The sequence below is a fragment of the Pelolinea submarina genome (assembly GCF_003966975.1).
Lineage (GTDB): Bacteria > Chloroflexota > Anaerolineae > Anaerolineales > Anaerolineaceae > Pelolinea > Pelolinea submarina.
Map to the genome: position 1 here is coordinate 1,401,055 of NZ_AP018437.1, position 21,470 is coordinate 1,422,524.

Sequence of the window (21,470 nt, forward strand, 5' to 3'; positions counted from 1 at the left end):
ATACTTTAGCACAAGTATAAAGATTTGTAAAACGTAAAAATAATAGGAGATCTTACTGGAATTGCGTCCTGTAAAGGTTGGCGTAGATGCCGTTCAATGTGAGCAGCTCCTGGTGCGTGCCATGTTCCGCAATCTTGCCGCGGTTGAGCACCAATATCTGATCGGCTGCCAGAATGGTACTCAAGCGGTGGGCAATCACCAAACTGGTACGGCCGGCCATAACACGCTTGAGGGCTTCCTGGATGAGCGCTTCAGATTGGCTGTCCAGACTGCTGGTGGCTTCGTCCAGAATCAGGATGCGCGGATCTCTGAGAATTACGCGCGCCAGGGCGATGCGCTGTTTTTCGCCGCCGCTTAACCGGTAACCGCGTTCACCTACAACCGTTTTGTAGTTATCCGGTAGATCGGAAATGAAGTTGTGGATATTGGCGGCCTTGGCAGCATCAAAGACCTCGGATTGGCTGGCATCCGGCCGCGCGAACAGCAGGTTGGCGTAAATACTGTCGTGAAACAGGTAGGTTTCCTGGGTAACCATACCGATCTGATCGCTAAGCGATTTAAGGGACACATCGTGCAGATCATGCCCATCAATCAAGATCCGTCCCCGGGTGGGATCATAAAGACGCGGGATAAGGTAAGTTATAGTGGTCTTGCCTGCACCGCTGGGCCCAACCAGGGCGGTCAACTGCCCGGGTGGAATGACGAAGTCGATATCGAGCAGGGCGGTCTTACGCGCCTGGCTGGCGGGGTGTTCGCGTTCTTCATCCATTTCCGGCACTTCTTCATCCGAAATACCGGCACGCGAGTCGCTTTGGGAGCCAAAACGCTTGACTTCATTTAGCAAGTCTTTGGGATGGTCATTGTACTCAAACCAGACATGCTCAAAGCGGATTTCTCCTTTAATATCCTTGAGTTCCACAGCCTGTTCTTTCTCTTCAATTTCCACCGGCAGATCGAGCACTTCAAATACACGTTCGAAGCTGACCACGGAAGTGCTGAATTCCACCGGCGCGTTGGCCAGGCTTTGCAGCGAACTATACAGCATGCCCAGGTAAGAGCCCAGGGCCACGATGGTGCCGACGGTCAGTGTCCCGAGAATGACCTGGTAACCGCCAAACCCATACACCAGCGCGGTGCCCACAGCGCTGAGCAGGCTGATGATGACAAAAAATACCGAACCGTAAACGGCCCGTTTAATACCCAAATCGCGCACCCTGCCGGCGCGATCGCGGAAATGGCTGGTCTCGGTGGATTGTTGCCCAAATAACTTGACCAACAACGCGCCGCCGATGTTGAGCGTCTCGTTGATGAGCGCGTTCATGCCTGAGTTAGCTTCCATTTGTTCACGGGCTGCGTCGCGCAGTTTTCCACCCAACATGCGCGAGGCTATGATGAAGAGCGGCAGGATGATCACACTGATCAGGGTTAAGCGCCATTCAATAGTTGTCATCACAATAAACACAGCTACAGCTTGAACCAGGTCGGTCAAGATATTGACGATGGTGTTGCTGATGGCGTTCTGTGCGCCGATCACATCGTTGTTCAGGCGGCTTACCATCTCACCCACTTTGGTGTGGGTGAAGAAACTGAGCGGCATCTGCTGGAATTTGGAGAACAGAGCTGAGCGCAGGTCGAAAATGACGCCTTCTCCCACGGCCGTATTTAAGCGGCGCTCCAACACGCGAATACCGCCTTTCAAAGCGGGCAAAGCTAAAAGCGCCAGCGAAAGTTGCAGCAGGCGGCGGGTATCTTTGGCGGGGATGGTTTTATCAATTAGGTCACGAACAATTAACGGAGAGAGCAGCGACAACCCGGAGGTAGCCAAAATCAACACCAGCATGCCCACCAGGTGCCAGCGGTAGGCACCGGCATAAGCCATAACCCGTTTAAGCAGGTTACGGGTGATGCGAGGTTTTTCGTCCCCGGAACGCAGATAACTGTGCCAGCCACCTAGATGCATATTCAAACTCCATTTCTTCTTGCAGGTACGATTATAAATGCCGGTGGCTAATTAATGGTAAAGAATAGAGATCATTAATAATCAGTCCACCAGGAGCTGATAAAACGAAAACCTGCTGATTTTTATTCAGCAGGTTTTTTCGAATCTACGGCGGTAGATTGACTAGCTTTCAGCCGGAACGGCTTCGAGGAAATTTCTCAGTACATCGCGCAGCATGGGTTCGGGCAGTGCGCCGACCTGGCTGTGCATGACTTCACCGTTGTGAATGAACAACATGGTGGGGATACCGCGCACGCCGTACTTGCTGGCCCATTCCACATTCTCATCTGTGTTGACCTTAGCCACCACGACTTTGTCGCCCATTTCTTTGGCAATCTTATCCAGGATGGGCGCTACCATACGGCAGGGTCCGCACCAGGGTGCCCAGAAATCCACGATAACAGGCAGGCTGGATTTCAATACCTTTTCTTCAAATTCCGCATCCGTGATATGTACAGGTTCATTCATTTCAATTCTCCGTTTTTTATTTTAGATTTTGATAAGTTCTTTTCTATTTGGCCCAATCCACTACGATCTTGCGCCGCCCGCGCAGCGCTTTCTCGAGGGCCATACCGGCCACCGCGCCCTCACCGGCGGCGATGACCACTTGCTTGACGTGGTTGCAGAGTACATCTCCAACCGCGTATACGCCCGGAATGGCGGTCTGGAATTCTTTATCCACCACCACACACCCGCCTTCGTTGAGTTCCAATTGGTCTTGCAGGAAATCGGTGATGGGGCGGCCGCCCTGCAGGTAAACAAAGGCGCCCTTGATGGGTAAGGTTTCCTCAGTCTGGCCTTTTGGCTGGAAGCGGACGGCTTCCACTTGTTCCGTACCGATGATTTCCAGCAAAGTCGTGTTGCAATGCAGATCGACTTTGGGGTTAGCTAAAAGCTCATCGATCAATTCCTGGGGCGCTTTCAGGTCTTCGCGCGGACAGAGGAAATGAACCCGGCTGGCAAAACGTGTCAGGTAGAGCGCCTCATCGATAGCCTCGTCGCTGCTGCCGGCGACCATTACGTCCTGATCTTTGAAGAAAGCCGCGTCACAGGTGGCGCAGTAAGAAACGCCTTTTCCGAGCAATTCCTCTTCACCCTTGATACGCGTACCGCGTCCCAGTGAACCGGTAGCCACGATCACCGCTTGGCTGTAGTAGGTGCCCTGGTTGCCGAAGACCATCTTTTCTTCTTCGTTTAGAACGACGCCGATCACTTTGTCCGTAACGAATTGCGCCCCGAAGGATTTGGCCTGGCTGCGCATGCGCTCCAGTAATTCAGCGCCGCTGATCGGTTCGGTCAGTCCGGGGTAGTTGGCGATCTTTCCGGTGATCCCCAGCGCGCCGGCGGTCAAGCCTTTGTCCAGCACCAGGGTTTTCAACCCGGCCCGCGCAGTGTAAAGCGCGGCTGTCGCCCCGGCCGGTCCGCCGCCAATGATGACCACATCGTATAAGTTGCTATCATTCATATCTGTTGTCAACGTTAAACTCCTGTAAATATTTCGTCCAATTTATCCGGACTAAGGGGTCTTATCCAGCAGGGTAATCATTTCCTGCAGAATCTTCTCCCGTTTGACCTGCATACCTGTTCCGGCCTGCATCTCTTTTTCGTCCATTTCGGCCAGACAGACAGCGGCATAATCCTGGAAGAATGCCCGGCTGGTGGATTGCACGGCTGAATGGATGGCGGTCAACTGCTGCATAATTTCACGGCAGTCGCGTTCCTCGTCCAGCATGCTCTGCACACCGCGTACCTGTCCTTCGATGCGCCGCAGACGCTGGATCAATTTTTGCTTGCTCTCGTTATTCTCGATTTTCATGCTTATCCTCTGTTATTCACAACGCCCGGTTGTAAAAACCTTAACCTGCTCAGCTAAATCCGCCGCCTGAACCACAACTGCCGCCGGATGACCGTGACCCTCCGGAAGAAGAGCCGCCCAGCGAAGCCGCGGCCGAAATCTTTTTGTGCGTTTCGGTACTGCCGCATACCGGGCAGGGAGGTAAGCGGTCCGCTTCGGAGAAGCGCACGATCTTTTCAAAGTCTTCTGCGCAATTCTGGCAGTGGTATTCATATAAAGGCATCTTCCGTTAAACCTCAGTTCTATATACTATACCCCAGTATAGCATCATTGAATAATGTGTCAAGGTTTCAGGGATATCCAACATCTTTTTTTATAAAGAATTAACAAATTACCGGCATAAAAAAATCCCGGTTGAGAAAACCGGGACGGATTTGTGAAAAACAGGGGGATTCGATCGAAAAAGGCTAATCCATTGGTTTGTCAGCCGGCAGCACGTCTTCTTTGACAAATACCAAGCCGGTATCATTGCGAAAGACCAATGAATATCCCTGCAGCGTACCCGCGTTGGCGTCGGCATAGAAAGCCTGGCTGTTGGCGAACTGCTGCGCGTCGATGCCGCTGGCGGATGGGTCGAGATAATCGGCGATGCGCTGCTGTAAAAGGAATAACACATCGTAATCGTTCTCCTGCACATAATTATAAGAAAGCAGGTCATACGAAGTTTCCAGCGTCCAGTTTTCCCTTTCAGGAACATACAGGCGGTAATCAAAATAGACTTTTAATGGAGTGTTTGCCAGGTCAGCCAGGGAATCCAAGGCCTGATCATAAAAAGCGATTTCGGGGTTGTCTTGCGCGCGTGCCAGACGAGACTGATAGGCGGGAATGGCCGAGCCCAGATTCAGGGCGAATTGCAACACCAGCAGTAAAGCGGCTAATTTGGAGAAGATTGCTTTCCAATCCACTGTCCGTACCGGTTTCAATGTTACTTCCTCGGGCAGCAGCATCACCAGACAAGAGAACAACGGCAGCGCCACCGGCAGCCAATATTGATATTTAAAATGCGTGAACCAGATGACGGAAACGCTCAAGGGGATAGCCCAGGTCAGAATGATAGTATGCAGCAGTTTGTTCGGCCCTTTCAGTATTCCCCATACAGTCGCCCCCAGCGCGGCCAAAATGAGGAACCATTCGCCATAATACTGGTGCATAATGGTCCAGGCTTGTCCCAGACCTTTCTGATAGACCACACCGTAACCTTCCGAAAGCAATCCCATCTGTTTATTGAAAATCATCTGGTATTCCTGACGGGCCCAATAAGAAACCAGGAAGGGATTGGAGATCAGGTAAGCCAACCCCATCACCACAATGAAGAAGAGCGCGGATTTCAACAGGCGTGTGAAAGGCGCTTTCTTCTGCACCAGGCCAATCACCAGTAATGTGGCAATAGCCAGGAAGAAATACAGTCCGATCAATTTGGCGGCGGTCGCACAACCGGTCAGGGCAGCCGCGATCAAAAAATCTTTGCCGAAACGCAAGGCATCCTTCTTAAGGAAAACCATGACCAGCACAATTAGCAGAAATACCAGGCTGTCCACGTGCCACCAGAAGAAGTTGGCCAGCACAGCCGGCAGGCTTAATAGGAAAACGAACATCACCGCGGAACGGTAAGTACGGAATTCGTCCTGCATGTAAACCAGCAGCAGCAAAGCAATCAACATGGGCAGCACGCTGACAATTTGGCGCAGCACCAGCATGACCTGGGCAGTATTGCCCAGCCCGCCCAGCAGTTTTAATGGCAGGATGGATAGGGCCGAGAAGCCGAAAAAGGGGAAGCCGTAAAAATAGTACTGGTAGAAAACGAAATTTTTGATGCCCTGCACGAAGCTTTCCGCCGGGGACAGCATGGCCAAGACGTAAGGCAGTTGGGCGGCTTCGTCCGGTTCAAAAACCCTGACCATCGCCAGGTCATCGGAGGCTGCGGCGTTGGGGAAGATCAGCAGGATGAAGGTTAGTATGGCAATAACCAGAAGGACGAAGAAAATACGTTTTTGGGTGCGGTTGAATTGGCTCATAAGATTCCTGTATCGGTCGTCTCCTGCGCGGCTTTCAGCGGACAAGCGCTGCGCTGCTTTTATCTTAGCATAATCCCGCTTGCTGGTTGGAGCATAAGGGCGGGAAATCCTGGTTGAGCAAAATGTTAAAACTACTTGAAAATTTACGCAAGCGAAAAATCGATAATAATTGCGGTAATTTTCCTTTCCGCAATTATAATGATGCTAATCTGGAAAAATAATGGTATCTTAGGGAACACTATGTCCAATCATCCGCCGCTCAACCAGCAATTTACTTATATCGGCCAATCGCCCACCATAGCGGTCTCGGATCGCATGTTGGCGCTTAAGGCAGCCGGACGCACCGTCATTTCGCTAACCGCCGGCGACCCGGATTTTTCTACACCCAATGAAATTATCGCGGCCGGTATGCGCGCCATGCAGTCCGGTTTGACGCATTACGGACCCAGCCGTGGATTCCCTCACTTACGTAAAGCAATCGCTGCCAAACTGGCTGCGCCTTATGATCCCGAAAGCGAGATATTGGTCACGCACGGCGGCGTGCATGCCTACTACACGGCGCTGCAATCCATCCTCAACCCGGGCGACGCGGTCATGATCCCGGATCCCAGTTGGGGTACGCACGCCAATATGGTGCGCCTGCTGCGCGGCAATGTCATTTCTGTACCGGCATTGCCGGAGGATGGCTTTCTACCCAAGCTGCAAGCCTGGAACAGCGCGCTCACACCGCAGACGCGTGCACTGGTAATTAATTATCCGGCCAACCCGACCGGGGCTGTTCCGCCGCGCGATTACCTGAAAGCGCTGTTGGAATTTGCCGCCCAACATGACCTGTGGGTGATCAGCGACGAGGTCTATGAAAATCTCTATTTTGCTGAAAAACCGGTATCGGCAGCCTCTTTCCCCGAACATCGCAGTCACGTGATATTGGTTAATAGTCTATCCAAAACCTATGCCATGACCGGCTGGCGAATTGGATACCTGGCAGCGCCTGAGGCAGTCATCGAGAATGCCCTCAAAGCCAGCCAGAATTCCATCACCTGTGTAGCGCCTTTCATTCAGGAAGCGGCTGCTTTCGCACTGACAGACGAGGCGATGCAGGTGCAAGCCGCCGAGATGCGCGCGGGGTATGCCCGCCGGCGTGACCTGGTGATGCGAATTTATTCCGAATATCCGGACTCGGCGGTGGCCGTTGCGCCGCCGCAGGGCGCCTTCTATTTCTTTCTTGACCTGCGCGCGTTAAAACTGACAGCGGACGAGATTTGTGAGCAGCTGCTGGACCAGGCCGGCATCGGCCTGGTGCCCGGTACGGCATTCGGCCCGTGCGGCCAGGGTTTTGTGCGTATGACCATTGCCGCTTCGGACGAGGATGTGGAAAAAGGCTTCAGGGCAATTCTGGATTGGGCAAAAATGAAAGTGGAGGGCGCATGAGAGTAGCTTTTCAGGGTGAACCGGGTGCGTATAGCGAAGAAGCTGGCATGGCGTATTACGGCCAGGCGGATATGGTGCCGTATGAAAGTTTCGCGGACGTCTTTGACGCGGTGGCGGACGAAAAATGCCCGGCCGGATTGATCCCGATTGAGAATTCACTGGCAGGCAGCATCCACCAGAACTATGACCTGCTGCTGTCGCATGAACTTCACATTGTTGGAGAATACTTCCTGCGTGTGCGCCACTGCCTGATCGGTTTCCCGGATGCCGAGCTTTCCGGAATTCGGCGCGTTATCAGCCACCCGCAGGCATTGGGCCAGTGCGCCGGCCATTTGCGCGAGATGGGGCTGAAGAGCGAAGCGGTTTATGATACCGCCGGCAGTGTCAAACTGCTTAAAGAAAGCGGTGATCGCGACTGTGCGGCCATTGCTTCCAGAAGGGCCGCGGAGATTTACGGCATGCGCATTTTGCGCGAAGGCATGGAAGATAATCCCGAAAACTACACCCGTTTCCTGGAAATCGCACGCCAGCCGGCTCATCCAAGCACCGAGGCCAAGACTTCCATCGTCTTTTCGCTGAAAAATGAAGCTGGAACGCTTTACCAATCCTTGCGGGCTTTCGCCGAACGGGGCATTGACCTGACCAAGATGGAATCACGCCCGCTGGTGGGGAAGATTTGGGAGTATCTGTTCTATATTGATTTTGTCGGTTCGGCCGATGAGGAACCCGGCCGCGGCGCGCTGGAATCGCTGCAGAGCCGGGCGTTGATGCTGCGCGTACTAGGCTGTTACCCGCGCTTCCATGACGAAATACGTTAAAAGCATTGACAGATGTAATAGGATGGTATAAAATAGCGCCCAACATGAACAATTCTTATCGCTTCTTTTTTAGCTACTATTTTTATTACGGCTCCAGTCACCGGACGCCGTTTGTGGCGCTTAAGCGATAGGTAAAATAAAAATACCTGTATATCGAAAGAGCGAGCCAAACGGCTCGCTCTTTTTGTTTTAGGAGCAGACATGAGCATGCGAGGAATACGCGGCGCAACCACAATTGAATCCGATACCAGCGCGAATGTGCTTTCCGCTACGCGCGAATTGCTGGAAACCATGCTGACCGCCAATCCCGGTTTGGAACCTGCCGACATTGGCAGCGCCATTTTCACTGTTACGGAAGATATCTGCTCGGCCTTCCCCGCGCGCGCCGCGCGCGACCTGGGTTGGGCGGGCGTGCCCATGCTGGATGCGCGCGAAATCCCGGTGCCGGGCAGCCTGCCGCTGTGCATCCGCGTGCTGCTGCAATGGAACACCGCCAGAGAACAGAGTGAGATTAGCCACATTTATTTGCGCGGCGCGTGTGCGCTGCGCCCCGATTTGGAATTATCCACGCTTGATATTACTGAAGATGAGAAAAGATAGGAGTTTGCCATGATGATCATAATGCAGCCGGGTGCCACCCGCGAACAAATTTCAACCGTAATCGACCGCGTTCATGCCAACCGTATGGAAGCCCACACCAATGTGGGTACGCGCCAGACCATTATCGGTGTTGTGGGAGACCGCCACAACGTTCCAGCCGACCAGTTCGAATCCCTGCCGAATGTGCAGTCGGTGGAACCGGTGTTGAAATCTTACGAATTGGCTTCACGCCAATTTCATCCGGAAAATTCCGTCTTTTCGCTGGGTGGTTTCACCATCGGCGGCGATGAAATTCCCGTTATTGCCGGCCCCTGCTCGGTGGAATCCCGCCAGCAGATCCTGGAGACCGCTCAGGCAGTGAAAGAAGCCGGCGCCAACGCGCTGCGCGGCGGCGTATTCAAGCCGCGCCAGTCGCCTTACTCTTTCCAGGGGTTGGGCGAAGAAGGCCTGGAATACATGGCCGAAGCCCGTGCACTGACCGGCCTTCCGTTGGTGGTCGAAGTCATGGCGGAATCGCAATTACCGCTGATGAGCAAGTATGTGGATATGTTGCAAATTGGCGCGCGTAATATGCAGAATTACAGCCTGCTGCGCGCAGTGGGCGAGACGCATATCCCTGTGCTGCTCAAGCGCGGTTTGAGCGCCACAATTGACGATCTGCTCAACGCAGCCGAGTACATTTTGTTCGGCGGCAACAACCGTGTGGTGTTGTGCGAACGCGGCATTCGCACCTTCGAAACCGCCACGCGCAATACCACCGATATCAACGCCATCCCGGTCTTGAAGTCGCTTTCACATCTGCCGGTAGTGTTGGATCCCAGCCATTCCACCGGACATACTTCGTTCGTCTCGGCAGTGGCCAAAGCGGCCGTGGCAGCCGGCGCGGACGGCATCATCGTGGAAGTGCACCCCGACCCGGAGCATGCCTTCTCCGACGGCCAGCAGTCGCTGAAGCCGGAAGAGTTCGCCCGCCTGGTCAAACAGGTCAAGGCAGTGGCCGAAGCAGTCGACCGCACGCTGGTACCGGAAGAGACTCCCTTTTTTCCCAACGGAGTCATAAATGGATGAGCCGGGGTTTAAATTGAGCGAAGCAAACGTGGCTGTCATCGGCCTGGGGTTAATGGGCGGATCCATGGCACTTGCGCTGCGGGATCACTGCCGGCAGCTTAAGGGTCTGGATGTTGACCCTGATACCCTGAGCCTGGCCGAACAGATGAACCTGGTGCAGACTGCCAGCAGCGATCCGCGGGTGGTGCTGAACGATGCCGATTTGGTCATTTTGGCCTGTCCGGTGCCGGCTATCCTGAGCTGGCTGGAACAGCTGCCCGCGTATATCCAGCAGCCCTGTGTGGTGATAGACCTGGGTTCTTCCAAGCGTACCATTCTGACCGGTATGCAGGAATTACCGCTCAATTTTGATCCCATCGGCGCGCATCCCATTTGCGGAAAAGAGACACTTTCGCTGCGCAACGCCGAGGGCGGTCTTTACCGCGGCGCGACCATGGCGGTTACTCCGCTGGAACGCAGCGGTTTGAATGCGAACCAAGCCGTGCGGCAGCTGGTCGCAGCGTTGGAAGCGCAAATGGTTGTTGAAGAAGCTGCCCAACACGATCGGGCTCTGGCGGCCACCAGCCATTTGCCTTATGTGCTCTCGAGCGCGCTGGTGCTGGCGACACCCCCGGATGTGGAACGCTTTATCGGGCCCGGCTTTCGCTCGACTGCCCGCCTGGCCGGAACGCCTGCCAGCATGATGTTGGGTGTGTTGGAAACCAACCGCGACCAGGTATTGGAACGCCTCAAAGATTTCCGGGCAGCCTTGGGCCAACTGGAGCAGGCGCTTGAAAGGGATGACATGCCCGCTTTGCAGACCCTGCTGGATAGCGCCCAAAGCCGCTATCAAACTCTTTTGTAAGACAAGGAATTATTAATGCAATCGGAACCTGTAACACAAGCTGTATCCTCTCTCCCTATTGTCCCCATCGCGCACCCGCTCAATGCCAGCCTGCGTGTTCCGGGATCCAAATCCATCACCAACCGCGCGCTGTTGCTGGCCGCCCTGGCGGAAGGCATCACGCGCTTGCATAATGCCCTTTTTTCAGATGACTCGCTCTATCTGGTTTCGGCCCTGCAGGGGCTGGGCTTTAATGTTGAAATCAATCCGAAAGAAGCCATCATGACCGTCAATGGTCTGGGCGGGCGCATTCCCGCCGGCCACGCTGACCTTTACATCGGCAACGCGGGCACCACCGCGCGCTTTCTGACCGCTTTCCTGACATTGGGGCAAGGGGATTACGTGTTGGATGGCGAGGCGCGCATGCGCGAACGTCCCATCGGCGATCTGGTCGCCGCATTGGAACAATTGGGCGCGCAAGTCAGCGCAACCCCGAACCAGGGCATGCTTTGCCCGCCGGTCAGCATCCACGCCAATGGATTGCCCGGCGGCCGGGCAGCCATTGCCGGGGATATTTCTTCGCAGTTTTTATCCGCCTTATTAATGGTGGCGCCTTACGCGCGCGAAGGCGTGGCTTTGGAAATCACCACCGATCTAAATTCTCAACCTTACGTAGGTATGACCCTGGGTTTGATGGCGGAGTTCGGTGTGGTGGTGGAGCATGAAGATTTCCACCGATTCAGCATCATACCAACCCAATACAGCCCGCGCGAAGCGTTTTGGATTGAGCCGGATGCTTCGGCCGCGGCCACTTTCTTTGCCGCGCCGGCTCTGTGCGGCGGCAGTGTGTGCGTGGAAGGGTTGGGCCGTTTCTCTGCCCAGGGAGACATTCGCTTTTTGGAAGTCTTAGCCCAAATGGGCTGCGGCATTCAGGAAGGGACACAAGGCATCACTGTCAGTGCGCCTCCATCCGGGCAAGCCTTGCAGGGCGTGGATGTGGACATGAGTACCATGCCGGATACCGCCCAAACGCTGGCGGTTGTGGCGCCCTTTGCATCTTCCCCCACCCACATTCGCGGCATTGCTTCGGCGCGCTATAAAGAATGCGACCGTATTTCCGCGACTGTCACGGAACTGCGCCGGCTGGGCGTGCAGGTGGATGAACATCAGGACGGCATGACGATTTACCCGGCACAAACGATCCAACCGGCAGCTATCCAAACCTATAATGACCACCGCATGGCTATGGCATTTTCGCTGTTGGGGCTACGCGCGCCGGGCGTTCAAATCGAAAACCCGGGCTGCGTCTCGAAGACTTTCCCGGAGTTTTTCCAGGTATTAGAGCTGCTGCGATGATCCTTTTGGGACTGATTGGTTTTCCGCTGGAGCACAGCCTTTCGCCCAGGATCCATCAGGCTGCCTTGGATTATGCTCCATTAGAGGGAAGCTATGAGCTTTTTCCGATAGCGCCGGATAACCTGAGCGAATTAAAAATCTTATTGGAGCGATTGCGTGTAGGGGAGATCAGCGGCTTAAACGTAACCATTCCCCATAAGCAGACCGTCATTCCTTTGCTGGATGACCTGACTGCTGAAGCCCGGGCCATCGGTGCGGTCAATACCATTTCCTGCCGGGATGGAAAGCTGATCGGAGCTAATACGGATGCGCCCGGCTTCCTGGCGGATTTGCAGCAGGCTTTTGCGCGTAAGCCCTGGGAGCTGGCCGATCAAAAAAATGCGCTGGTCCTGGGAGCGGGCGGCGCCGCGCGCGCGGTAGTTTCCGCCCTACTGTCGGATGGCTGGCAGGTTGCAATTGCCGCCCGCCGGCCGGAACAGGCCGAAGCGCTGGCTGCGGAAGTGTCCAGCGGTAAAACAGCCGTTTCCGTTGCAGCTTTGCAGCCGGCGTCATTGCGTGCGCTCAGCGCGGACTTGACCCTGCTGGTTAACACCACGCCCCTTGGCATGTTCCCGCGAGTGGATGCCTGTCCATGGCCGCAGGGACTGGCACTGCCGCCGCAAGCGGCGGTCTATGACCTGGTCTACAACCCGCGCGAAACCCAACTGGTTCGTAATGCGCGGACGGCGGGTCTGCCGGCATGCGGTGGATTGGGTATGCTGCTGGAGCAGGCAGCCTTATCATTTAAAATCTGGACAAATTGTTCAGTCCCGCGCTCGGTTTGGGCGGCGGCTGTGGAGGATTTATGAGCTTACGATTATTGACTGCGGGTGAATCGCATGGACCGGCTTTGACAGCCATTCTGGACGGCATGCCGGCCGGGCTGCCGCTGGACGCGGCTGTGATTGACCGTGAATTGGCGCGCCGCCAGAAGGGGTTTGGCGCGGGCGGGCGTATGAAGATCGAAAAGGACAAAGTACGCATCCTGGGCGGGGTCATGGGCGGCCAGACCACCGGAGGGCCTTTGGCGCTGCTGGCGGAGAATGCCGATCATAAGAATTGGCAGGGCAATGCGGTTGACCCCATGAGCGCCCCGCGCCCCGGGCACGCCGATTTGACCGGCGCGCTGAAATATGGCTATCATGACCTGCGGCCGGCGCTGGAGCGCTCCTCGGCGCGCGAGACCACCATGCGTGTGGCGGCCGGAGCGGTGTGCAAGCATTTCCTGGCGCAGTTCGGCATCCGTGTGGGCGGTTATGTGTGCGCCATCGGCAGCGTTGAAGCGGACATAAAGGACAAGGAGTTGTGGCAGCTGTATGAAGCCGCGGAAGCGGATGACCAGCGCTGCCCGGACCCACAGGCAGCGCAAGCCATCCGCGCCGAGATCCAGGCGGCCATAGACAGCGGCGATTCGCTGGGCGGGCAGATTGAGCTGTTCGCGCTGAACCTGCCGGTTGGGTTGGGCAGCTTCGTGCAGTGGGACCGCCGCCTGGAAGCGCGCCTGGCGCACGCGCTCATGTCGGTGCAGGCCATCAAGGGTTTCGAGGTAGGCGATGGCTTTGCCATCAGCCGCCTGCCGGGCACGCGTGCGCATGATGATATTGACCTGAATGGAAGCTCGCTGCAGCGGGCCAGCAACCATGCCGGCGGAATCGAGGGCGGTATTTCCAATGGACAGCCGCTGCTGCTGCGGGTGGCCATGAAGCCCATTGCCACCACGCTCAGCCCGCACAAGACTGTCGATCTAGCCAACGGGACGGCGGGTCCGACCCGTTATGAGCGTTCGGATTACTGCCCGGTGCCGCGCGCGGTACCGGTGCTGGAAGCTATGCTGGCGCTGGCTTTAGCGGATGTGTTAATTGAAAAATTGGGCGGCGATTCGCTGGCGGAAATGCAGCCGCGTTTCGCTGCATTGAAACAGGCCCGTTTGGAAGACCTGGCCATGGATAACCGGCCGGTGGTATGGTGGGAGTAGGCATGCATATCTTCCTGTATGGCCCTTCCGGCAGCGGAAAATCCACCCTGGGATCGCTTTTAGCCCAGGACCTGGAAATGCCTTTTCTCGATTTGGATGCAAACATCGAAGCGCACGTAGGCATGCCTATCTCCAGTATCATGCGTGCGCGGGGCGAAGAAACCTTCCGCGATCTGGAAAGCCTGGCTTTGAAAGACAGCGTCAATCAGCCTGTGCAAGTGATTGCCCTGGGCGGCGGTGCGCTGCTGCGGGCGGAGAACCGCGCCTTAGCGGAAGCGCACGGGCAGGTAATTTTTCTTGAGACAGATCCCGCGGTATTGATCGAACGCCTTAAACAGGATAAAAATCAACGCCCGCTGCTGGCAGGTGAGTTGGAAAGTTCGCTGCGTTCCCTGCTGCGTGAGCGCGAGGATCATTATGGCTCGTTCCCGCTGCGCGTAAACACAGGAATGGAGCCTGGAAGAATATTGCCGAACATCCGCACCCTGCTGGGGCGCCACCGCTTACGTGCCATGGGCGCACCCTATGATGTGGTCGTGCATGAAGGCGGGTTGGACGATATTGGCAATCTGCTGACTTCGCGCGGCTGCGGCGGGACGGCGCTGCTGGTCAGCGATGAACACGTCGCGCCGCTGTATGCTGACTGTGTTCTGGCTTCTCTGCAAAAAGCCGGCTTCTCAGTCGAGTTAACTGTTATCCCCAGCGGAGAAGACCATAAAACAGTCGATACGGTGGCGGCATTATGGCGGGCGGCTTTAGCGGCCGGGTTGGACCGCAAGAGCACTATGCTGGCTTTGGGCGGCGGGGTGGTCAGCGACCTGACCGGTTTCGCGGCTGCCACCTTCATGCGCGGCTGTAATTGGGCGGTACTGCCGACTACGCTGTTGTCTATGGTGGATGCCAGCATCGGCGGCAAGACCGGCTTCGATCTGCCTGAGGGCAAGAACCTGGCCGGCGCTTTTTATCCGCCGCGTTTGGTGCTGGCCGATCCGCAGGTGTTGTCCACGCTGCCGCGGCGTGAGCTGCGCGGCGGCCTGGCTGAGGTGCTCAAGCATGGCGTGATAGCGGACCCTGTCTTGTTTGACCTGTGCGCGCAGGGCGAGGCGGCCGTCATGCAGGCCTTGTCCCAGGTGGTGAAACGGGCAGTGGCCGTCAAAGTGCAGGTGATCGAACAGGATCCTTACGAACATGGCATCCGTGCAGCCCTGAACTTCGGCCACACGGTAGGCCACGCGGTTGAGCTGATTAGTGCGTATAGCCTTCAACACGGCGAGGCAGTTGCCATTGGCATGGCAGCCGAAACAAAGCTGGCTGAAAAGCTGGGAATAGCGCAGATTGGGCTGGCCCGGCAGATCACGGATGCATTGGCAGGAGTGGGGCTGCCGGTGGCGATCCCTTCCGGCTTTGCCCCGGAAGAATTAGTGAACGCCATGCGCGTGGATAAGAAGAAAGCGGACGGGGTGGTGCGCTTTGCCCTGCCGGTAAAAATCGGTGAGGTCAAGCCGGGCGTCGCCATCGACGACCTGATGCTGGCTTTGGAGGAATAAACATGAAAATTTTGGTATTGCACGGGCCCAATCTCAATTTGACCGGCACGCGCGAGCCGGACGTCTATGGCTCGGTCACGCTGGACGAGATCAACACGCGCTTGGTGAAGCTGGGTAAAGAGCTGGGCGCGGAAGTGACCTACCGGCAGTCCAACCAGGAAGGCGTGCTGATTGACGCGCTGCACGACGCGCGCGGATGGGCGGATGGTGTGGTGCTCAACGCCGGCGGGTACACGCATACCTCCGTGGCGCTGCGCGACGCGGTGTCCGCTGTCGCTATCCCGGTGGTGGAAGTGCACATGTCCAATATCTATGCCCGCGAGACATTCCGCCATCACTCCTATCTTTCGCCGATATGCGTTGGCTCGATCTGTGGTTTCGGTTGGCGTTCATACACCTTGGGGTTGGAAGCATTGATTGACCGCATTAAAGGTTAAGTATTTATCCGTGTCCATCTGTGTTTATAAAAATAGGCCGAGATTCCTCGTCACTGCGTTCCTCGGAATGACACGAGAAGAATTTAGTATGCCCCACGCAAGAATGCGTGGGCTATAAGCTTCGAAACATCACGCAAAATGATCTCAGTAATGTCATCCTGACGAGCGCCTGTTCTCTGGCGCGAGGAATGGATCTCGGCCAGATAAACCATTCCCTGTAGGGCGGGATTCTATCCCGCCAATATTTATATCTTCAGGCAACATGTCTCACAAAGGAATGCGTGACTTGTGGTTATTAATTAATAATCAAGATGTGCTTTCCGCTTAGAAAAGAATAAGACCTGCCTTTTTGCGTGCAATTTTCCCCTCACCTCTGATTCTCTCTCCGTGGGGGAGAGGAAGTCCGCTTATCTGTGTTTATCATTATGCGCTTATTCTAAGAAGTCCACGGCTATCGCAATGATCCTTGTGAAAAGTATCTAATATCAATAAAAATATCTGTGTTCATCTGTGGCTAAAAAACTCAAGTTCTAATCTTTTCTTAACACAGTTCGTTCTCTTTTCCCATACAATAAAAACCATCTAAACAATGATGGAGTAAATATGACAAACGTGCTGGACCGTTTCAACATGCAGGGGCGCACCGCTTTGGTAACCGGCGGGGCCGGGCTGCTGGGCAGCGGTTTCAGCCGCACGCTGGCCCAGGCCGGCGCGGCTGTAGCTGTGGCAGATATGGATTTGTCCAAGGCGCAAAGCGTGGCTGATGAAATCACCGCGCAAGGCGGTCAAGCCGCGGCATTGGAAATGGATGTGACCCATGCAGGTTCCACACGCGCCGCTATGGCGGCTGCCCGGGATGCTTTTGGGGGATTGGACGTGTTGGTATGCAGCGCGGCTTTGGATCCCAAGTTCGACCCGCACCTGGGCCAAAAGAATGAGGACAGCTTCGAAGAATTTCCGTTGAGCGCCTGGCAGCAGGCCCTGGATGTCAACCTGACTGGCGCTTTTCTGAGCGCGCAGGCGGCTGCGCCATATATGCTGGCCGGCGGGCGGGGCGTGATGGTCTTGATCGGCTCAATTTATGGGTTGGGCGGCCCGGATCAGCGCCTGTATGATCGGCCAAATGGCCCGCGCCAGTACAAGCCGCCCTATTACTCGGCCACTAAAGCCGGCTTGCTCGGTTTGACTCGTTACTTGGCGGCCTACTATGCCGGGAAGAATATCCGCGTCAACGCGCTTTCTCCTGGCGGCGTCTTCAACGATCACGACGAAGAATTTACGCAGGCATACAGCCAGCGCACCATGCTGGGGCGTATGGCGGACAAAGAGGAAATGAACGCGGCCATGCTTTTCCTGGCCTCCGAGGCGTCCTCTTACATGACCGGCGCCAACCTGGTGGTGGACGGCGGTTGGACCGCCTGGTAATCAAGCGTTACATACCAGTATGCAATTAAAAACTAAACGCTCCTCGATTTCGTGGAGCGTTTTTTGTTGTGATTGATTAGAACTATCTGTGTTTATCTGTGTCCATCTGTGGTTCCTAGTTAGAGGCTTCTCCCAAGTTGTTGTAACTGCGCAATTCATCCAGCGGTTTCTTCTTGGAGCAGGGAATCATGCCGTCGTCCTTGGCATACCCCACGGCCAGCAGGATGATCGGGCGTTCGTAGGTTTTCAGGTTGAGTTTCTTCTTCATCTTCTTTTCCAGCAAGCCGAAATCCGGCCAGTTGATGGCTACCGAACTCAACCCCATGGTTTCCAACGCGTACATGAAAGCCATCACCGACAGGGAAGCATCAATATAGATGGTGTGGCGGTCGCGTGAAGAAAAATAGTTGCTCAGATCGCCTACTACCACAACGGTCATGGGTACGTTGTCCGAGTAACCACCCGTTCCAAAGGGAATGGCGGCAATTTCTTTGGCCAGCTGTGGATCGTCGAAGATGCGGTACTGGAAGGGCTGGCGGTTGCAGGCGCTGGGCGCCAGCGCGGCAGCTTGCATGGCTTTATCCACATCCTCGCGCGGCACGGCTTTTTCCTGGAACCAGCGCACCGAGCGGCGCCGCTTGCTCAAACTGAGGAATTCCTCATAGCTGGGAATCTTGTATTGGCTGCGCTGGCTGCTGGGGTAGGGAACAAATTTATCCTTTGGATCTTGCAGGGTGGGTTGGGGCAGCTCTTCAAAACGGGCCTTCATACGGGCAATCAAGGGCTGGCTGCTGTCAGTGATGCGGAAATATTCGCTCAGCACATCGTAAGCCCACTGTATTTCGCCGGTTTCCAGCTCCACGCCGTTGGATTTTTCCAACACCTCGGCGTATTTCTCCACCGTCTCTTCGATATAGTCCAGCGCAAACACATCGCGCCGGTTTTCCATGATCATGCCCTTTTCCAGGCGGTGAATATTGCGGCGGATGATAACGTTGCTGGGATGCACTGCGTATACATTACGGTTGTATTTTGAGATCGCTTTGGTGAATGCGAATATTTCACGATCAAAAAAGTGGCTGATGATGAAATGATATGGAAGCGCGAAGATTTTACTAACCGAGAGAAATCGATACAGCAGGGAGTTGAAACGGTTGTTGAATTTCCTGACGAAGGGAACAGCCAGGATATTTTTGGCGATTTTTTTGAGTTTATTGAGGTTCATGGCTTTTTCTTTCGATTTTGATAGGTATATTTTAACCGTTAATCTACGGATAAAGCGAGAACAGGCTGATTGTATCCCTGCTTTTCAGCGATAAAAAAGATTATTTTCTGCCGAAATCGGCGGGGATTTCTCCCCAGGCATTGGTATCCCACTTCAGCAGTTTGTTATTGATTTCGTTTTCCGCCAACCACTTTTCTGCGCGTGCGATCAGGTCAAAGATCGGTGTGTTTTCTGTGCCTTTGGGTAATTTCGTTTTGCAGCGTTTCTTCTTTACCCAGCCCAGGGCAGTGTCCGAATCGCTGTAAATGGGTACCTGGATGGCACGCTGCTGGAATAAGGCCAGCGCGTGCACGATGGCTAAGAATTCACCAATGTTGTTGCTACCGTTTTCGAAAGGCCCCTGGTGGAAGAGCTGCTTGCGCGTGGTGGTATGCACGCAGCGATATTCCATCGGCCCCGGGTTGCCGGTGCAGGCTGCGTCCACGCAGTAGCTGTCGGCGATGGGATCACCGATGATGGCCAGCGCCTCCGGGCTGAGCGTGGTGGTGCGTTTCCCTTTGTAATCCTCGAAAGCACCCCGGAAAGCCTCTTCAGCCTGCCGGCGATCTTCAAAGGATTTATATTCCGCACCGTTGAAACCGCTCACCTGCGCGGAACATTCTTCCCAGCTGGTGAAAATGCCCGTCTTCTTGCCTTTCCAGACGACATAGTATTTTTGTTTGGCCATGGTTTATATCAATAATTAAGGTTGGATATCCTGTTTAATCTACTCGCATTTATACCTGATTCCTGTTTAGTATAACCGTATAAATTAGAGGAGTGATTTTTAAAATAATTATCTGTTTTTGAGGAGATTTCCCAAATAATATTCCCAAACGAATATATGGGTTTTAGCAACGGAATCGAAGTTAATTAGTAGGTTGTTTCAGTTTAATGGTTCCATAATTTACTACTTTATCGAAATAAGAACCGGCGCTTTCACATTCTGTAGGGATATATTCGATAAATTCTTCCCATGTCATTGCTCTCTCATGCGCATCCCAAGCTTTCGTAATGGCTGTCCCCATACAACCTGCGCCGGTATTATAAACTCCAAAATTGATCCGCCATAAATCTTGATAGGAAAAAACATCCTCCGGTTTTTCGCCGGTAATATTTTTAATCAATTGCATGGTTTGCGAACAACCGGCTTTCAGGGTGTTGGCGAGCAGCAAGAACTCTTTCTCGGATCCAGTAGAAGATAAACAGATTCCCCTCAGAAACTGCTGTTGCTTATCTGAAAGGGAGGAATAGCCGCCCATGCATTGATAGGAGGGATAGTAAATATCGCAAAGGTCCAGATAATAATCTACATTCCAGGTGAGCAAAAGATCGGTGCCTAATTCTGTTATCATGCCGTACCCATACTCGTTTGCGATTTGCCAGTCCGGCCAGAACTGCGATTCTTGTCCAACCAAGCCTTTTAACAATCTTGAAGGGATGTCGGTCTCATTGGATGATTCAATAATTTCTGCGTTGTGCTGATTCTGCCATTCAATGACTTGAGCACGGGCTTTTTCAATCCCGCATTCACTGGCTGCTCTGTTGGTTAATAAACCGCCATCCTGACAGGCACTGGCATCCACATATCCATACCAGATCAATTGCCCGGCCAACATGGCGTAATCAACATCAGTGTAAAGGTCATCTGCTTCGTCTGCTCTTTGCAGCCAGGCGGATTTAAGTTCCGTTTCTTCCGGGAAAATTTCCCAAATATTGGCACATACATCGATGGGATATAGAAAACCATCCCCCATGACTTCAAAATAATGGGTTGTACCGTCGCTTCCCATAATCCTGTTTCGCATTTTAAATGAACGGGATAGAAGAATCTCGCCGGTTGTCGACTCTGTCCAATACTTTACCTCCATCCCTTTTTCATTTGTCACGGGCTTATCCAAGATACATAGCTGATTCTTGCAGGTGGTCTTGTCTGAGCCGATCTGGATAAATAATGGACCTGCTTCTGTACGGTGATTCTCTCCTTTGACTGCAAATTTCACCTGGGGGTTGGCATTGCAATCTTCCCACGCTTTACAGTTTAATAATTCCACCTCAATTGAAATTTCAAGGTTAGTATCTGCGTTTATGTCGGATTCTGTACGAGGTGTTTTCAAAGACTGGGATTTAAAACTATTACAGCGGATGAGTTCCTCTGGATTATTTTTATTGCTATCTGAAGCGTTGGCTTGGAGGTTGGAAAGCGTATCGGCCAGGTCGGTATTCCAATTATTTTCAAAAATGGGGGTATGGCCAGTAGATTCAATCAATGAAACCGCAAACTCGTTTAGTGGACCATAATAAATCTTCGAGTTTGAACTTGTTTCGTTGGTTACAGCAGGATAGAAAGTAAATCCTTGGCTGATTATGCAAAGGATGATACCTAAGCAAATTAATTGCCCCAAACGGGTTGATAATTTATAGAACACCCTCTTCTCCAGAAGAACCCACCTTCAAACTCATTATATAAGCATTGGCCGGTTGTTACAATAAATAACCATATTCTCTATTCCTTCATAAAAAGATGGTGTATTCAATAAAATTATCCTCATTGAATATTGGAAATTTGCTATTTTTATAATAAATATTACAACCTGGAAAATAAAACCTTAAAAATTGTTTTAGTACTTGAAATGGCATTTTAAATAGCGTATATTACATGAGACATAACCATTGTAGTTGGGGGCTCTGAAAAAAGGCAAACTCATAGCGATATGAGGACGCAAAACCGAGAATCTCAGGGGAGATGGTCCGGTTGCCAAAAGCCTCACGAGGAAATAAGATTTTTCCGAGTGCGGTTTTTTGTTATAGAGGGGAT

At 53.7% G+C, this 21,470-nt stretch carries 20 protein-coding genes and 1 riboswitch; of the genes, 11 read left to right on the plus strand and 9 right to left on the minus strand.

Features of this window, described 5'->3' with window-relative positions; translation table 11 throughout:
- Positions 1-52: 52 nt before the first annotated feature.
- The 6 genes from Pelsub_RS06205 to Pelsub_RS06230 form a co-directional block, all read right to left on the minus strand.
- Positions 53-1,960: an ABC transporter ATP-binding protein gene (locus Pelsub_RS06205; protein ID WP_116224596.1), complete on the minus strand. Its 1,908-nt coding sequence runs from the start codon at positions 1,958-1,960 to the stop codon at positions 53-55.
- A 162-nt stretch (positions 1,961-2,122) separates the two neighbouring features.
- Entirely contained in the window at positions 2,123-2,473 is a 351-nt protein-coding gene (gene trxA, locus Pelsub_RS06210) for a thioredoxin (protein ID WP_325051645.1), read from the minus strand.
- Positions 2,474-2,510: 37 nt separating this feature from the next.
- Entirely contained in the window at positions 2,511-3,476 is a 966-nt protein-coding gene (locus Pelsub_RS06215) for an NAD(P)/FAD-dependent oxidoreductase (RefSeq protein ID WP_198418411.1), read from the minus strand.
- Between the two features lie 39 nt (positions 3,477-3,515).
- A complete protein-coding gene (locus Pelsub_RS06220; protein WP_116224593.1) occupies positions 3,516-3,815 on the minus strand; it encodes a metal-sensitive transcriptional regulator in 300 nt (99 codons plus the stop codon).
- A gap of 49 nt (positions 3,816-3,864) precedes the next feature.
- On the minus strand, positions 3,865-4,077 hold the full coding sequence (locus Pelsub_RS06225; protein ID WP_116224592.1) for an FmdB family zinc ribbon protein: 213 nt from the start codon (positions 4,075-4,077) through the stop codon (positions 3,865-3,867).
- A 184-nt stretch (positions 4,078-4,261) separates the two neighbouring features.
- Positions 4,262-5,869 (minus strand): glucosyltransferase domain-containing protein, encoded by a 1,608-nt coding sequence (locus tag Pelsub_RS06230; RefSeq protein WP_116224591.1) that lies wholly within the window; start codon positions 5,867-5,869, stop codon positions 4,262-4,264.
- Between the two features lie 240 nt (positions 5,870-6,109).
- Between Pelsub_RS06230 and Pelsub_RS06235 the strand changes: the two genes are divergently transcribed.
- From Pelsub_RS06235 to Pelsub_RS06285, 11 genes are all read left to right on the plus strand, one after another.
- Entirely contained in the window at positions 6,110-7,300 is a 1,191-nt protein-coding gene (locus tag Pelsub_RS06235) for a pyridoxal phosphate-dependent aminotransferase (RefSeq protein WP_158675004.1), read from the plus strand.
- Positions 7,297-8,118, plus strand: a complete 822-nt coding sequence (gene pheA / locus Pelsub_RS06240; protein ID WP_116224589.1) for a prephenate dehydratase — start codon at positions 7,297-7,299, stop codon at positions 8,116-8,118. Before Pelsub_RS06235 ends, pheA begins: the two co-directional genes overlap by 4 nt.
- 207 nt (positions 8,119-8,325) lie before the next feature.
- The gene (aroH, locus tag Pelsub_RS06245; protein ID WP_198418412.1) at positions 8,326-8,718 is read left to right on the plus strand and encodes a chorismate mutase; all 393 of its coding nucleotides are present in this window, start codon (positions 8,326-8,328) and stop codon (positions 8,716-8,718) included.
- Between the two features lie 9 nt (positions 8,719-8,727).
- On the plus strand, positions 8,728-9,786 hold the full coding sequence (gene aroF, locus Pelsub_RS06250) for a 3-deoxy-7-phosphoheptulonate synthase (protein WP_116224587.1): 1,059 nt from the start codon (positions 8,728-8,730) through the stop codon (positions 9,784-9,786).
- Positions 9,779-10,630, plus strand: a complete 852-nt coding sequence (locus tag Pelsub_RS06255; RefSeq protein ID WP_116224586.1) for a prephenate dehydrogenase — start codon at positions 9,779-9,781, stop codon at positions 10,628-10,630. Before aroF ends, Pelsub_RS06255 begins: the two co-directional genes overlap by 8 nt.
- A 15-nt stretch (positions 10,631-10,645) precedes the next feature.
- On the plus strand, positions 10,646-11,965 hold the full coding sequence (gene aroA / locus Pelsub_RS06260; RefSeq protein ID WP_116224585.1) for a 3-phosphoshikimate 1-carboxyvinyltransferase: 1,320 nt from the start codon (positions 10,646-10,648) through the stop codon (positions 11,963-11,965).
- Complete coding sequence (gene aroE, locus Pelsub_RS06265; RefSeq protein ID WP_116224584.1) at positions 11,962-12,813, plus strand: shikimate dehydrogenase; 852 nt, start codon at positions 11,962-11,964, stop codon at positions 12,811-12,813. Before aroA ends, aroE begins: the two co-directional genes overlap by 4 nt.
- A complete protein-coding gene (aroC, locus tag Pelsub_RS06270; RefSeq protein WP_116224583.1) occupies positions 12,810-13,979 on the plus strand; it encodes a chorismate synthase in 1,170 nt (389 codons plus the stop codon). The genes aroE and aroC overlap by 4 nt, the downstream gene beginning before the upstream one ends.
- Positions 13,980-13,981: 2 nt before the next feature.
- A complete protein-coding gene (aroB, locus tag Pelsub_RS06275) occupies positions 13,982-15,526 on the plus strand; it encodes a 3-dehydroquinate synthase (RefSeq protein ID WP_158675005.1) in 1,545 nt (514 codons plus the stop codon).
- A gap of 2 nt (positions 15,527-15,528) precedes the next feature.
- Positions 15,529-15,963 (plus strand): type II 3-dehydroquinate dehydratase, encoded by a 435-nt coding sequence (aroQ, locus tag Pelsub_RS06280; protein ID WP_116224581.1) that lies wholly within the window; start codon positions 15,529-15,531, stop codon positions 15,961-15,963.
- A 603-nt stretch (positions 15,964-16,566) separates the two neighbouring features.
- On the plus strand, positions 16,567-17,388 hold the full coding sequence (locus Pelsub_RS06285) for an SDR family oxidoreductase (RefSeq protein WP_116224580.1): 822 nt from the start codon (positions 16,567-16,569) through the stop codon (positions 17,386-17,388).
- A gap of 115 nt (positions 17,389-17,503) precedes the next feature.
- On the opposite strand, the gene Pelsub_RS06290 is transcribed toward Pelsub_RS06285, so the two are convergent.
- The 3 genes from Pelsub_RS06290 to Pelsub_RS06300 all read right to left on the minus strand — a co-directional run bounded on the left by Pelsub_RS06290 (position 17,504) and on the right by Pelsub_RS06300 (position 21,081).
- Positions 17,504-18,613 carry a nitroreductase family protein gene (locus tag Pelsub_RS06290; protein WP_116224579.1) on the minus strand — a complete coding sequence of 370 codons (1,110 nt, stop codon included), beginning with the start codon at positions 18,611-18,613 and terminating at the stop codon, positions 17,504-17,506.
- Between the two features lie 100 nt (positions 18,614-18,713).
- Positions 18,714-19,340, minus strand: a complete 627-nt coding sequence (locus tag Pelsub_RS06295) for a ribonuclease H1 domain-containing protein (RefSeq protein ID WP_116224578.1) — start codon at positions 19,338-19,340, stop codon at positions 18,714-18,716.
- A 181-nt stretch (positions 19,341-19,521) separates the two neighbouring features.
- Positions 19,522-21,081: a hypothetical protein gene (locus Pelsub_RS06300; RefSeq protein WP_116224577.1), complete on the minus strand. Its 1,560-nt coding sequence runs from the start codon at positions 21,079-21,081 to the stop codon at positions 19,522-19,524.
- 258 nt (positions 21,082-21,339) lie between these two features.
- A riboswitch (cyclic di-GMP riboswitch) is annotated at positions 21,340-21,415 on the plus strand.
- Positions 21,416-21,470 lie beyond the last annotated feature (55 nt).

Coding starts and splice junctions, on each gene's coding strand:
- Pelsub_RS06205 (WP_116224596.1), bottom strand. CDS start 1,960: ATGCATCTAGGTGGCTGGCACAGTTATCTGCGTTCCGGGGACGAAAAA.
- Pelsub_RS06220 (WP_116224593.1), bottom strand. CDS start 3,815: ATGAAAATCGAGAATAACGAGAGCAAGCAAAAATTGATCCAGCGTCTG.
- Pelsub_RS06225 (WP_116224592.1), bottom strand. CDS start 4,077: ATGCCTTTATATGAATACCACTGCCAGAATTGCGCAGAAGACTTTGAA.
- Pelsub_RS06230 (WP_116224591.1), bottom strand. CDS start 5,869: ATGAGCCAATTCAACCGCACCCAAAAACGTATTTTCTTCGTCCTTCTG.
- Pelsub_RS06235 (WP_158675004.1), top strand. CDS start 6,110: ATGTCCAATCATCCGCCGCTCAACCAGCAATTTACTTATATCGGCCAA.
- pheA (WP_116224589.1), top strand. CDS start 7,297: ATGAGAGTAGCTTTTCAGGGTGAACCGGGTGCGTATAGCGAAGAAGCT.
- aroH (WP_198418412.1), top strand. CDS start 8,326: ATGCGAGGAATACGCGGCGCAACCACAATTGAATCCGATACCAGCGCG.
- aroF (WP_116224587.1), top strand. CDS start 8,728: ATGATGATCATAATGCAGCCGGGTGCCACCCGCGAACAAATTTCAACC.
- Pelsub_RS06255 (WP_116224586.1), top strand. CDS start 9,779: ATGGATGAGCCGGGGTTTAAATTGAGCGAAGCAAACGTGGCTGTCATC.
- aroA (WP_116224585.1), top strand. CDS start 10,646: ATGCAATCGGAACCTGTAACACAAGCTGTATCCTCTCTCCCTATTGTC.
- aroE (WP_116224584.1), top strand. CDS start 11,962: ATGATCCTTTTGGGACTGATTGGTTTTCCGCTGGAGCACAGCCTTTCG.
- aroC (WP_116224583.1), top strand. CDS start 12,810: ATGAGCTTACGATTATTGACTGCGGGTGAATCGCATGGACCGGCTTTG.
- aroB (WP_158675005.1), top strand. CDS start 13,982: ATGCATATCTTCCTGTATGGCCCTTCCGGCAGCGGAAAATCCACCCTG.
- aroQ (WP_116224581.1), top strand. CDS start 15,529: ATGAAAATTTTGGTATTGCACGGGCCCAATCTCAATTTGACCGGCACG.
- Pelsub_RS06285 (WP_116224580.1), top strand. CDS start 16,567: ATGACAAACGTGCTGGACCGTTTCAACATGCAGGGGCGCACCGCTTTG.
- Pelsub_RS06290 (WP_116224579.1), bottom strand. CDS start 18,613: ATGAACCTCAATAAACTCAAAAAAATCGCCAAAAATATCCTGGCTGTT.
- Pelsub_RS06295 (WP_116224578.1), bottom strand. CDS start 19,340: ATGGCCAAACAAAAATACTATGTCGTCTGGAAAGGCAAGAAGACGGGC.